We start from the raw sequence: 12155 nt of genomic DNA on the forward strand, positions 1-12155 counted from the left end.
CGGCTACTCCGGGATGAGGAGGGAGAGGGTCTCGGCGACGCAGGCGGGTTTGTCGATGCCTTCGACCTCGATCGTGACGCGCACGTTCGCCAGCGTCCCGGCAGGGGTGCCCTTCACGTCGACGATCTCGGCGGCCGCGCGGATCCGGGAGCCGACGGGCACCGGACGCGCGAACCGGACCTTGTTCAGTCCGTAGTTGATCGCCATCTGGAGCCCGTCGACCCGGAACAGCTCGGCCGCGAAGGACGGCAGCAGCGCCAGCGAGAGATACCCGTGCGCGATGGTGCCGCCGAACGGGCTGTCCTTGGCACGGTCGGGGTCCACGTGGATCCACTGGTGATCGTCCGTCGCGTCGGCGAACAGGTTCACGCGGTCCTGGGTGATCTCCCGCCAGTCGGTGTGCCCAAGATGTTCCCCCTTGGCTGCTTTCAGCTCGGCAAGGTCATTGAAGATCCGCATAGCACAGCACCCTAACGCCGGGGACTACTTGTACGGCTTCCGCGTCCCGTCGCCTTGCGTTGGAGCCCCCGTAATCCGGCATCTCTAACGTTCGCGACATGAAACGACTTTCGATCATGCTTGGTGCGGCCGCCCTCACCCTCGGGCTCGCGACGCCGGCCGCGATGGCCGACCCTGAGCATGGTGGCTACGGCCAGGCCACGCTGACCGGCTTCGCGTCCCTTCCCGCCGAGACGTTCGTGCCCGGCAGCGAGCCGTCGGGCTCCGCCATCGGGGCGGGCCCGTTCAACGGCATCGCCGCGCCCTTCGCGGGTCAGCCCGTCCAGGGCTTCAGCGGCATCGTCAACAGGCACGACGGCACCTTCGACGTGCTGTCCGACAACGGCTACGGCGCCAAGGCCAACAGCGCCGACTTCCTGCTCCGCGTCCACCGGATCAGGCCCGATGTCACGACCGGCAAGGTCGAGGTGGTCGGCGGGTTCAACCTGACCGACCCCGACCACCGCGTGCCGTTCCCGCTCACCAGGGCCGACCGGACGCTGACCGGCGCGGACTTCGACGTGGAGTCGATCGTGCGGTCCTTCGACGGCACGTACTGGATCGGCGACGAGTTCGGCCCGTGGCTGCTGCACTTCGCGCCGTCCGGGCGCCTCCTCCAGGCTCCGATCGCCCTCGATGGCGTCAAGGCCCCGGAGAACCCGTACCTGAACGGCGGCCAGCCCAACATCCGCAGCAGCAAAGGCTTCGAGGGCATGGCCCGCTCGGTCGACGGCCGCCACCTCTACCCTCTGCTCGAAGGCACGGTGGACGGCGACACGCCGGGCGACCTGCGCCTTTACGACTTCGACGTCCGCAAGGGGCAGTACACCGGCGACCGGTGGACCTACCGCCTCGACTCCCCGTCGAACTCCATCGGCGACGCCATCACCGTGGACAGGCACCGGTTCCTGATCATCGAGCGCGACAACAACCAGGGCGATGCCGCGGCCTTCAAGCGGATCTACCTCGCCGACACCCGTGACCGTGACGGCGACGGCGTCATGGACAAGACTCTGGTCGCCGACCTCCTCACCCTCGCGAACCCGAAGGGGCTCGGCGGCTTCGGGCAGACCTTCCGGTTCCCGTTCCAGACCATCGAGGACGTGGCACTGCTCGACGACCGGACGCTGGCCGTCGTCAACGACAACAACTTCCCGTTCTCCTCCGGCCGCACTCCGGGCAAGGCGGACAACGACGAGTTCATCACCGTACGGCTCTCGCACCGCCTGCACGCGGACCCGCGCGCCTTCCTCTGATCAACGGCGCAGGTCCATCCCCTGGCGTACGGCGAGGCCTGCGCGGCCGCGACGACTTCGTCCGTACGCCAGGGGTGTAAGTAGGTAGGCCGGGATTTAGGCGCACATAGAGGCCGTTTATGTGCGCACTGATTCCGTCGTTACGGTTACACCTCCATGCACTATGGGTGTTCGCCACGACACTCGGGGCCACGAAGGGGTATCACCTGGTCGCAGGGGTGTATGCGCCATCCACCCCGCGTGGAGGACCCCGTGAGCGAGAAGCCCGACCAGCCCGGCAAGCGTTACCGTCTCCGCGGCCTCATCCTCATCACCGTCGTCGGCATCGCGTCCTGGGCTCTGATCATCTGGGCGCTCGTCGAGCTCTTCACCTGATCGGAGCCCTGATGGGGCGGCACCGCGCGCCTATGGCGGCACTCCAGCCGCGGAGACGGCCTGTGTGTCAGCCGCGCTGAAGCTTCTGCAGCGTCTGGAGATGGTCCTGGACGACCGGCTTGGAGTCTGTGGCGATCTTCTTGACCTGCGCCGAGGAGCCCTTGGACAGCTGTTGGGCAATCGCCGCCAGATCTTCCTTATGGTCCGCGATCATCGCGGCGATCCAGGCGCGGTCGAACTCGGCGCCCTGCTTCACGGCGATCTGCTTGAGCTCGGCTTGCTGCTTGTCACTGGGTTTGTGCGGCAGCTTCACGCCCAGTTGAAGGGCCACCTGCCGGACGACCTTGTCCAGCTTGGTGTGGTCGGTCACGAGCCTCGTCCCGAACTCGCGCACCGCCTTCTTGCTGCCCTCCGTTTCGGCGAGCCGTCCTGCGCGGATCTCACCCAGGTTCCCCTGATGGGTTTGTATGAGAAATGTCCGGTCCTGCTCATTGACGTCGGCAGCCGCGGCGAAGCTGGCCGTCTTGCCCGCCAGCAGAGCCGCCATGACGGCCAGCAGGACAATGATCCGTCTGACCATGGGACCCTCCGGATCTCTCGCCGGGAGGTCACCGGGACACCGAGACCCAACCCGGACACAGCAGTACATACGCCTCATACCCCGGGAGGGCCGCATCCCATTCGGACGACCGCAAAGACCAGAACGCCAAGGACCACCGCGAGCCGTACGAAACGGACGCCCCCGTCCTCAGAGCAAGGGCGGGGGCGGGGGCGGGGCGTTCGCCGAGCAGCCACGACCACTCAGTCATCGATGTGCGGCGCCAGGCGATGATGATCGGTCTTCGCGTGACCCGCGGGCGGCACGAACGACGGCCGCTGAGGATTCGGAGCGAGCAGGCTGAACGGCCTGGCCTCGGGTGCCGACGCGGATTCCGATCCGGCTGTGAATTTGGAAGGGGATCCGGTGGTCGATCCGGCCGGAGATTCGTTTGTTGATCCGCTGTCCGTGGGCGCCGCGGTGATCAGGACATCCTGCGGAGTGGGCTTCTCGGAGAGCTTCATCTTCTTGGCGAGGTCGACGCCATAGGCGGCGGCCCAGCCTTCCGGAAGCCCGGCCGGGTCGGTGAACCTGTCGAACTGCGCCATGAAGTCTTCCTGCGCCGGACCGGCGACGGGCTTCTTCAGGTCCAACTGCCTCGTTGCCGACGGCTTGCCGTTCGTGGCGGCGTTCGGCGCGGGCGGAGTCGGATCAGCCGGCGTGGCGGGTCCGGCGAGCAGCGCGGCGGCGAGGACTGCGGTACAGGCGAACATGAGGCTCCCCCTGAGGTCATGGACGGTACGAGACGACGGTAAGGGGCCCATGTCCGGATGATCACGCAGCGTGCGCTCAATGTCAGGTCAAACCTGAGCATCAGCGGCTCCAAGCGCATAGATCGGGACTCCGCGCGGGTGCGCCCGTTATAGGGGGCGGCCGATGAGGACGTACCCATGAGACGCACCGATGAGGACGTACCGATGAGGGCGTACCGTCCGGGCTACTGTGAGCGCGTGGCGACCACCGGATATTCAGGCACCCCACTCGCCAAGAAGATCGGCGTCATGCCGGGCCGGCAGGTGCGGCTCACGCATCGCCCGGACCACTGGGAGATCCCGAACCTCCCCGAGGGCTCCGTGGTCACGGACGGCGGCACGGAGGGCGCTCACGTCACCGTCGCCTTCTACCGCTCCCACGGTGATCTGGCCTCCGAGGCGCCCGGACTGGTGAACGGCCTGGCGGATGACGCGATGCTGTGGATCGCGTGGCCCCGTCGCGCCGCCGGGCATGACAGCGACATCACCGAGAACGCGCTGCGTGAGCTCTTCCTACCGCTTGGCGTCGTGGACGTGAAGGTGGCCGCGCTCGGCGAGGACTGGTCCGGGCTGAAGTTCGTCCGCCGCAAGGAGAACCGGCGTTCCTGAGCAGGCACCTTGATCTCGCTCTTGACGTCCTCCGGGCTGGGTGCAGACTGGGCCGGTGGTGAAAACGCTGCGTCCACGGGACTACAACGAGGTCTACTACGTCGGGTACTTCTTCCGCATGGGCATTCCAATAGTGATGGATCTGACCGAAATGCCCACTGGGGAGGCCAAGCAGCTCGTGGACTTCGCCGCGGGCCTTGTCTTCGGCCGCGGTGGAGCCATGGATCGACTCGACCACAAGACTTTCCTGCTTCTGCCCCCCGAGGTGGTCGGCCCCACCGACCGCCCCGCTGCCCGGGACTGACGGGCTGTCGCAGCCCCACTGGCGCGCCCGGAGCTGGCCGGGGCGGCTTCGCGGCGTAACCCGGGCGTCCGCCGGAGTCCGACGTGGGTCAGCCCTACCTGATCTACGGGGATGGCATGGCGCCGAGCACGGAAGAACTTTCCAAGAGGGTTCTTCATCCCAGGAGGGCACGAAACCGCAGGTCTAGGACCCGCAACGTAAGAGGCGCCAAGGTACGCCGACCGTACGGCACGGCCCCGATGCCGTCGGGCCCGAGCCGGACATCCCCTCTGTTGCGGGCCTTCCCACGGCCCGAGGTACACCAAGCCCCGCCGTACGGGGTCAGAGTTTGTACAGCTTGTTGAATGGCGTCGTGATTCGTTCCTGACGTGATCCGAAATCGACGAGCACGGCGACCTCATCTTCTACTCCGATGACGACGCCCAGACCATATCGATCATGGGTCACCCGGTCGTCCACGCTGAACCGCTCGGCAGGCGGGGCGGGGGCCGGGGGTTTGAAGGGACTTGTGGGCATGTGACGACGTGGCGCGCCGCTAGCTGGCTTCATCCCCTCCAGTATGTGCCGCCTGTGACTACGCTCGCGACAGGGGATTAGGCAACGCGGCCCAACAGCGGTCCATGGGGTCGGCAACAGGCGCCGGTGAGGGGGGCCCGCGTGGTAGTAGGCGTTCATGGTCATCGACTCAAGGTGCTGCCAGTGGCGAGTCCGCGCGGTGAGGACGAACTCCAGGCCATGCCTGTCGACCGAGGCGACGGTAACGCATCCTGAACTCACATAGGTTCCACCGCCGAACTGCGGCCCCGGCCCGATACAAAGATCCGGAATCCTGGGATTCGCTCTGCCCATACGGCACTGAGCTGGACGTGGAGCCGGTTATGAGTGACCGTGGTTGCCCCCTCGTCACCCCCCTTAATGTCCCGCTAATGGCCGGACGATCAGAGGTGTATCGAGTGAGGACGTTGATCGTCACGGCCAGACAGCAGGATCTCTCGCAAGCTGGTGCGGAGGAGTTCCACAGCATCGTCATCCACTTGAAGTTCGATCTGGAGGATCGGCTCCACATCCAGCGCCTCCGCCGCCTCTTGCGTGAAGTGGAGTGTCAGACGCCGCGAAGCGAGGTTGCAAGCACTCACTCCACCGTAGGTCGTGGCTTGATCCCGCACGACGCAGTAGGTGTCCATCCCCAGCCTGATCTCCTGCTCGTCCGCTTCCTCCGTCGACATCATGAACAGCAAGACCGTCCCGGTGCCGTTCGCGTCCTCGGCCATACCGAGCACCACCAGCCCGGGGTCGTCGTCTCGGCCGATGGTCCGAACCACCATCTCTTTGAGAGGTGGCCAGGACGGGCCGGCCTCCTCCACGGCCGGCGGGAAAGCCGGGATAGATGCTGAGCCAGGCAAGGGAACCCCTTCGGGCCACCCCGCCCTCATCCATGGCGGGATGAGCTCTGGCTTGCGCGGATACTTGGTCAGCTCCTCCACGTAGGCCGAAGCAGGTACCTCGATGTCCTGAGCGAAAGGCGGCTCCACATCGAAAGTCGACATCATCGCGTTGTACGACTTCCCCCGCGGCGCGTAATCGAGTCGGCAGACGAACCAGGTTCCCTCACCCTGCTGATACTGGGCGAATTTCAACTGATCGAAAGGGCCGTCAAGGCCCTCGACGTGGTGATGCCGCGATGAGCCATCGGCCGTTCGATAAGTGATGGCAGTCGTGCTGAAGGTTCCGAGCTGGCAGCGATGAACAACGACTTCTCGCCAGCCGTCTGGAGTGGCGGCCTTCACGATCCGTCCAATCTCCATGCAGAGGTCGTCTGTCCAGTTGGCTGGCATCCTGACGGGCCCTTTCCATCGAGAACGAGGACAGGAGCCTATGAGGCGAACTCCGGTGTGGCTACGCCCGATCAAGGGGACGCGCCCTGGCGCGCTGCGCCTTACCAACTGCAACCAGAGGCCCTGTGGAGATCAAAAGCCCCCCTCGCCGATGACGACGAGAGGGGCTTTGAAGTGCGGAGGCTCGGGGATTTGAACCCCGGATGGGCTTAAGACCCAAACCGCATTAGCAGTGCGGCGCCATAGACCTGACTAGGCGAAGCCTCCTGGTTGCCGAGTGGCTCAGCACAGAGTACCGGCGATCGTGCGAGGCGGCAAAGCGGATTCCCAGCCAGGATCGCCGCCCCGGATGAGGACGGCCGAAGGCCGCTCTCGATGACCATATGCGCAGACCAGACCGGACGACGCAAGCGAGACACGCCGCCGCCCTGGGATCTGATAGTGCACAGCCCTCATCCACAGGCTGTGGACAAGGGCTGTGTGCAAGGCGTCCGCGCTCGACAAGGCTCAGCCCTGCCGCACGGCCTCGCCCTCGAGCTCGATCTTGACCTTCTTGCCGACGAGGACGCCGCCGGTCTCGAGGGCCTGGTTCCAGGTCAGACCGAAGGCCTCACGGTCGATCTCGGTCTCGGCGGAGAAGCCGAAGAGCTCCTGGCCCCACGGGTTGGTCGCCGCGCCACCGAACTCGACCTTGAGGGTGGCCTCGTGAGTGACGTCACGGATGGTGAGGTCGCCGACCAGCGTGAACTCGTCGCCGCGGTGGGCGGCCACGCGGGTGCTGCGGAAGGTGATGTTGGGGAACTGGTCGATGCCGAGGAAGTCGTTGCTCCGGAGGTGCGCGTCGCGGTCGGGAGCGCCGGTCTCGATGCTGGCGGCCTTGATGACGGCCTCGACGCTGGACTCCAGCGGGTTCTCGGCGATCACGATCTTGCCCTCGAACTCACCGAAGTGGCCTCGAACCTTGCTCACCATCATGTGCTTGACGACGAAGCCGACCCTCGTGTGAGCCACGTCCAGCGCGAACTCGCCGGCGGCCGGGATCTTGAGGCCTTCCCACTCACGAATGCTCATTGATACTGCTCTCCAGAGGTAGTTGCTTGGTGGATGTCTGCCGCAACAAATTTGTACCGGAGAAGTATTCCCCGCGTCAACTATGGTCGCGTAGACTTTAGACATGGACCTATTCGACGACCCCCGGCTCACGGCCATGGGCCTGCTTGCCGAGGTCTTTGCCGGCCTAAGGAGCAGGAACAGCCAGGCCTTTACCGCCATGGGTCTCTCCGAGGTCGACTTCGAGACCCTCATCCGGCTGGCGCGCTCTCCGGAGCGGAAGCTGCGGATGAGCGACCTGGCCGGCCAGACATCGCTCTCCACAAGTGGGATCACCCGTGTCGTCGACCGGCTCGAACGCGAGGGCCTGGTCGAGCGCAGCGCCTGCTCCCAGGACCGCCGCGCGTCCTACGCCGTCCTCACCGAGGTCGGCGCGGACCGCCTCATAAGGGTGTTGCCCCAGCATCTGAACAACATCGAGGCCTCGTTCACGGGCCTCCTGTCGCCGGAGCAACTGGCCGACTTCCTGGCAACCCTCCGCGTCATCCGCGATGTCGTACGGCCCTGCGCCACTGCGGGGGTGGATCCCGTCAGTACAAGCTCAGCCGTACCGGAGTGAGGCCCAAGCCGCACCGCGCCCAACCCGGCATGTACGGCGGGCGGAGCGGCAGGCCGTACAGGACAGAGCCGTACGGGGACAGAAGAGCACCTAACGGGTGAATATTTGTGGCCTTTGCGGTCACAGTAGACCGGTGAGGCACACAAACCGTCACACAATCGACGTATCTTGATCGAAGTCGAAAGACGCGTCAGTGGTCGCCCGTCCCCTAGCCCCTGGAGCGCTCGTGCGTTTCATCCCCCGCGCACTCGCCATGCTCGGAGCCGCCGCCCTCGCCGTTTCCGTGACTCCGGCTTGGCCTGCCGCGGCCGGAACCGCGCCGGAGAGCAGACCGAAAAGCGTGCCGGCGAACGCGGTCGCGGTGAAGGTGAAGAAGGTCCTGGACGGGGACACCGTCGACGTCACGGTCAAGGGCGGGACCGCACGCGTCCGGCTCCTCGACGTGGACGCTCCGGACAAGGGTCAGTGCTGGTTCGAGGACACGTGGGCACGCACGTCCGCGCTGCTTCCGGCCGGCAAGACCGCGTACTTCCTGCGCGACAAGGAGTCGCGCGACGCGGACGGCCGATACCTGCTCTACGCGTGGTCGGCCACGGGCGTGTTCGTCAACGGCAATCTGGCGAGGTACGGCTATGCCCAGGCGGAGGTGTCCTTGCCGGAGCACAGGTACACCGCCCTCTTGCTCGGGCAGCAGGCCGCGGCTCGGGCCGAGGGCCGCGGGATGTGGTCCGGCCTGTGCTGGGCGGCCGACACCTACGACAAGCGCGGGACGACCGAGATCCCTGGCGCGGTGTCGCTTCTGACCCCGCAGCCCGTCCCGTCACTGGATCTGGGAAGGAACCTGACGCCGGCCCCGTCGCCGAGTCCGTCGTCAAGCGCATCACCCAGCCCCTCGCCGAGCCCGGAAGAGACAGACCTCGGCGCCGACCCCAACACCGAGCCGGGCATGGACCCGAGCACCGACCCGCCCGCGGACCCCGGCACAGAGTGGGGAACCGACCTCTCTACCGACCCTGAGACCGACCCCGCAACCGACCCGAGTCCCAGCGCGACGCCCAGCCCGAGTCCCACCGCCGGGGATGGGGTGGACCCGAGGTTCCCGACCTGCGCGGAGGCGAACCGCCACGGTTACGGCAACTATAAGAAGGGTGTCGACGTCGAGTACGGCTGGTACTTCGACCGCGACCACGACGGCATCGTCTGCGAGTTCTGACCGCGCGGAGAAGCGGCCCGGCCCCCGGTGAGCGGGGGGCAGCGATCAGTTCACCGGCTCCCGCGGAATCGGCTCGCGCGGAATCGGCTCGCGCGGAATCGGCTCGCGGGGAATCGGCTCGCGGGGAGTGGAGACCACGAGGTCACCTCGGAGTTTGGCCATTCCGCGCGAGACCGTGCTCTTGACCGTGCCGACGCTGATGCCGAGCGTCCTGGCGATCTCCGGCTCGGTCATGTCCTCGTAGTAGCGCAGCACGATGGCCGTGCGCTGCCGGGCCGGCAGCCTGTCGAGTGCCTGCTCCAACTCGTCGTACCGGTGTCTCGGGTCGTGGTTGGTCGCGACCTCGGGAAGCTCCTCGGATGGGTACTCCTCCAGCTTGCGCCGCCGCCACCACGAGATGTTGATGTTCACCATCGCCCGCCGCACATAGCTGTCGAGCGACGACCGATCCTGGATCCGGTCCCACGCGAGGTAGGTCTTCGCGAGGGCGGCCTGAAGCAGGTCTTCGGCATCGCAGGGATGCCCGGTCAACTGATAAGCGACCCGCAGAAGGGCCGCTCCACGGGACACGACGTATGTGTGAAACTCCTCGTGGTTCACGATCACGCGATCACCAACCTGGCCTGGGAGGCATCTCGTGCCAGAATGGCAGCCTGCCCCCAGAATCCGGCTGAACCGAAATCCAGGTTTCGTACAGTCGACGGCAAAAACCCCACAAGCCCGGTAGCGGGACCTCTCCCGAGCTGTCCGTACGGCTCTCGCCGCGTAGGCGCGAGTTTGCTCCAAAGTGGGAGATAACGCGTTCCACCCGGAGTGGGAATATTGCTCCCGCAGCCCACCGTCAGCCGGATTTCCACCCCTGTCGACAAAGGCCGCATGTGAGGCTAGACAGATGGGAGGGCCGATGCCGTACCGGAGCGCGATGCCAGACCCCAGTGACATGACGAACCCCGGCGCCACGCCGCATTGGACAGCCATGCCAGGCTCAAGCGCGGAGCCATATCGGACTCCGGTGCCGTACCAGAATGCGACGTCTCACCAAAGTGCGGTGCCACACCAAAATGCGGTGCCGTACCCGAATGCGGTGCCGCACCAAAATGCGATGCCGCACGAGGGTGCGGAATATCAGAGCCCGGTGCCGTACCAGAGCGCCAGGCCGTACAGGGGTGCGATGCTTTACCGGAGTGCCATGTCGGACCGGAGTGCGATGCCTGACCGGAATGTTGAGCGAAGGCGCGTGCTCGCGGCGGCGGCCCTCGGTCGCGAGGCCGAGCCCCCACGGGTCACGGCCGACGACGGCGTGACCCTCGACGCCGTGAGCGGCCAGATTCTCGACGTGAGCCCTCACCTGGTCATCGTCGAGGATGACGAGGGCGAGGAGCGGCGGCTGGTCATCGCCCCGTGGGCGACCGCCTGGCGCGGCGCCCGCGTCTCCCCCTCCGACCTGCCGCTCGGGGCTCGGGTCGTCATCCGGGCGCTGCGCTCCGGCACGGTCGTCGACCGCATCTGGGCGGACATCACCCGGATGACCGGGATCATCCTCAGTGTTGACGGCACCCGCGATCTCACGGTCGAACTCGACAGCGGCCCCCATCGCGCGAGGCGCTCGGTCGTCATCCCCTACCGGTCGTCCGGCCGGATGCGGGTGCGGCATCCGCAGTTGGAGCCGGGCTACCTCTTCGACGCGATCGGCGTCATCGACGGCGGGACCTCGCTCGCGCAGATCACCCCGACCTCCCAGCCGCCTTACCGGGCGAAGGCCGTGCCGCCACCTCCCCCGGCGTACCGCGGGGTCCAGTCCAAGATCTCCGGCACCGCCGTGTGGGCGGATTTCGAGGAGTACGGCGTCGCCTATCCGATGCTGGAGACCTCCGACACCGGCTGCGACGACGCGGGCGTCTCGTGCACCGGCCTGCCGTACCTCGCGCTCGGGTCGATGCTCTCCGTCCGCAACGTGTGCGACGGCCGGGCGAACGCGCTGCCGATCGTCGGCTGCGGCTGCATCGCGGGCCGCTTCTGCGACCGGTGCCTGGAGTGCGGCACTTCCCCGCGCGGGCGGATCGTGGAGCTGTCCGCGTCGGCATATGTCGAGCTTGGCGGCGACCTGACCAAGGGCTGTTTCAACGCCCGCGTCGGATTGGGGTGAATGGTGGTGGTCTCGACCATCGCGGTAGCGGTTCTGCCGATCCTCGTGGTGATGCTGGCCCTTGGCGGCGGCGCCAAGCTGGCCACGGCCGGGAGTGATACCGAGCCCGGCGCGCTCGGGCGGCTCGGGCCCGCCGTGCTCGTTCCGGACCGGTTCCGGAAGTCTGCCATGATCGCCTGCGCGGCCGGCGAGTTCGCGCTCATCGTCATGTTGCTGTTCTCCGACCACCCGGCAGCGCGCTGGCTGCCCGTGGCGTTCTTCTCCGTCTCGACGTACGTCCTGTGGGATCTGCACCGCCGCCGGCCGGACGTCGGGTGCGGGTGCTTCGGAGAAGTGAGCGCGGCCCCGGTGGGGTTACGGTCGATCGGCCGGGTGGTGCTGCTCACGGCCATGGCGGTCGTCGTGGCGCTGGACGGCGTCACCGGCTTCGACGCCCTGTCCAGCGCCCTATCCACGCCTCTGTCCGGCCGTTCGTGGGAGACGGCGGCCTGGCTCGGCGGGGGCGTCGCCCTGCTGCTGCTCCTCTCCCCGGAGATCGAGGAGACCGTGGCGCGTCTGCGCTACCGGGCCCCCTGCGAGCAGCGCCCCCTTCCCGCCGGGCGGGCCCTCTCCCGGCTCCGGGCGAGTACGGCATGGCGGTCGCATGCGTCGATGCTGGAGTCGGACGAGCCCGCCGACATGTGGCGGGAGCTGTGCTGGCGCTTCTTCGTCTTTCCCGCCCACAACGGCACGGATGTCGTCTTCGCGGTCTATCTGAGCGGCCGGAGGCCAGCCGTACGAGTCGCGATTGTCAACCCGGACGGACGACCGCTCACCACTCTGCGGGAATCTATGCCTGTATCGGCTTCACGCTAGACAGGCATAGATTCCCGCATCGAGCACAGCGGTGTTCAGCTCTCT

The 12155-nt window shown here is 66.8% G+C and carries 15 protein-coding genes and 1 tRNA gene; 8 read left to right on the forward strand and 8 right to left on the reverse strand.

All coding sequences use genetic code 11. The features are described 5' to 3' along the window. Nucleotides 1-3: 3 nt before the first annotated feature. Nucleotides 4-459 (reverse strand): MaoC family dehydratase, encoded by a 456-nt coding sequence (locus N5079_RS15820; protein WP_261584560.1) that lies wholly within the window; start codon nt 457-459, stop codon nt 4-6. Between the two features lie 98 nt (nt 460-557). Between N5079_RS15820 and N5079_RS15825 the strand changes: the two genes are divergently transcribed. After that, the gene (locus N5079_RS15825; RefSeq protein ID WP_261584561.1) at nt 558-1754 is read left to right on the forward strand and encodes an esterase-like activity of phytase family protein; all 1197 of its coding nucleotides are present in this window, start codon (nt 558-560) and stop codon (nt 1752-1754) included. A 252-nt stretch (nt 1755-2006) separates the two neighbouring features. Beyond that, complete coding sequence (locus N5079_RS15830; RefSeq protein ID WP_261584568.1) at nt 2007-2129, forward strand: hypothetical protein; 123 nt, start codon at nt 2007-2009, stop codon at nt 2127-2129. Nucleotides 2130-2196: 67 nt separating this feature from the next. Here N5079_RS15830 and N5079_RS15835 read toward each other — a convergent pair whose 3' ends face one another. Both N5079_RS15835 and N5079_RS15840 read right to left on the reverse strand, forming a co-directional pair. Beyond that, on the reverse strand, nt 2197-2709 hold the full coding sequence (locus N5079_RS15835) for a DUF4142 domain-containing protein (RefSeq protein ID WP_261584569.1): 513 nt from the start codon (nt 2707-2709) through the stop codon (nt 2197-2199). 221 nt (nt 2710-2930) lie between these two features. Further along, nucleotides 2931-3320: a hypothetical protein gene (locus N5079_RS15840; protein WP_261584570.1), complete on the reverse strand. Its 390-nt coding sequence runs from the start codon at nt 3318-3320 to the stop codon at nt 2931-2933. A 297-nt stretch (nt 3321-3617) separates the two neighbouring features. On the opposite strand from N5079_RS15840, the gene N5079_RS15845 reads away from it, so the two are divergent. Both N5079_RS15845 and sepF read left to right on the forward strand, forming a co-directional pair. Next, nucleotides 3618-4088 carry a DUF3052 domain-containing protein gene (locus N5079_RS15845; protein ID WP_261584571.1) on the forward strand — a complete coding sequence of 157 codons (471 nt, stop codon included), beginning with the start codon at nt 3618-3620 and terminating at the stop codon, nt 4086-4088. A 58-nt stretch (nt 4089-4146) separates the two neighbouring features. Continuing rightward, nucleotides 4147-4392, forward strand: a complete 246-nt coding sequence (sepF, locus tag N5079_RS15850) for a cell division protein SepF (protein WP_261584573.1) — start codon at nt 4147-4149, stop codon at nt 4390-4392. 321 nt (nt 4393-4713) lie between these two features. Here the strand turns inward: sepF and N5079_RS15855 are convergent, their stop codons facing one another. The 4 genes from N5079_RS15855 to N5079_RS15870 all read right to left on the reverse strand — a co-directional run bounded on the left by N5079_RS15855 (nt 4714) and on the right by N5079_RS15870 (nt 7298). Then, nucleotides 4714-4941 carry a hypothetical protein gene (locus tag N5079_RS15855; RefSeq protein WP_261584574.1) on the reverse strand — a complete coding sequence of 76 codons (228 nt, stop codon included), beginning with the start codon at nt 4939-4941 and terminating at the stop codon, nt 4714-4716. A gap of 389 nt (nt 4942-5330) precedes the next feature. After that, on the reverse strand, nt 5331-6197 hold the full coding sequence (locus tag N5079_RS15860; protein WP_261584575.1) for an Imm10 family immunity protein: 867 nt from the start codon (nt 6195-6197) through the stop codon (nt 5331-5333). Between the two features lie 207 nt (nt 6198-6404). Then, a tRNA-Ser gene (locus N5079_RS15865) sits at nt 6405-6494 on the reverse strand. Nucleotides 6495-6734: 240 nt separating this feature from the next. Beyond that, entirely contained in the window at nt 6735-7298 is a 564-nt protein-coding gene (locus N5079_RS15870; RefSeq protein WP_261584576.1) for a YceI family protein, read from the reverse strand. A 103-nt stretch (nt 7299-7401) separates the two neighbouring features. On the opposite strand from N5079_RS15870, the gene N5079_RS15875 reads away from it, so the two are divergent. Both N5079_RS15875 and N5079_RS15880 read left to right on the forward strand, forming a co-directional pair. Further along, on the forward strand, nt 7402-7896 hold the full coding sequence (locus N5079_RS15875; RefSeq protein ID WP_261584577.1) for a MarR family winged helix-turn-helix transcriptional regulator: 495 nt from the start codon (nt 7402-7404) through the stop codon (nt 7894-7896). 226 nt (nt 7897-8122) lie between these two features. Beyond that, nucleotides 8123-9109: a thermonuclease family protein gene (locus N5079_RS15880; RefSeq protein WP_261584578.1), complete on the forward strand. Its 987-nt coding sequence runs from the start codon at nt 8123-8125 to the stop codon at nt 9107-9109. A gap of 45 nt (nt 9110-9154) precedes the next feature. Here N5079_RS15880 and N5079_RS15885 read toward each other — a convergent pair whose 3' ends face one another. Continuing rightward, nucleotides 9155-9715 carry a SigE family RNA polymerase sigma factor gene (locus tag N5079_RS15885; protein ID WP_261584579.1) on the reverse strand — a complete coding sequence of 187 codons (561 nt, stop codon included), beginning with the start codon at nt 9713-9715 and terminating at the stop codon, nt 9155-9157. A gap of 601 nt (nt 9716-10316) precedes the next feature. Between N5079_RS15885 and N5079_RS15890 the strand changes: the two genes are divergently transcribed. Together N5079_RS15890 and N5079_RS15895 are read left to right on the forward strand one after the other, a co-directional pair. Then, entirely contained in the window at nt 10317-11255 is a 939-nt protein-coding gene (locus N5079_RS15890; RefSeq protein WP_261584580.1) for a hypothetical protein, read from the forward strand. Nucleotides 11256-11261: 6 nt separating this feature from the next. After that, nucleotides 11262-12110 carry a MauE/DoxX family redox-associated membrane protein gene (locus tag N5079_RS15895; protein WP_261584581.1) on the forward strand — a complete coding sequence of 283 codons (849 nt, stop codon included), beginning with the start codon at nt 11262-11264 and terminating at the stop codon, nt 12108-12110. Nucleotides 12111-12155: the final 45 nt, after the last annotated feature.

Origin of the sequence: Planotetraspora sp. A-T 1434 (assembly GCF_025420585.1) — a bacterium.
In the GTDB taxonomy this organism is placed as follows: Bacteria; Actinomycetota; Actinomycetes; order Streptosporangiales; family Streptosporangiaceae; genus JAOEGB01.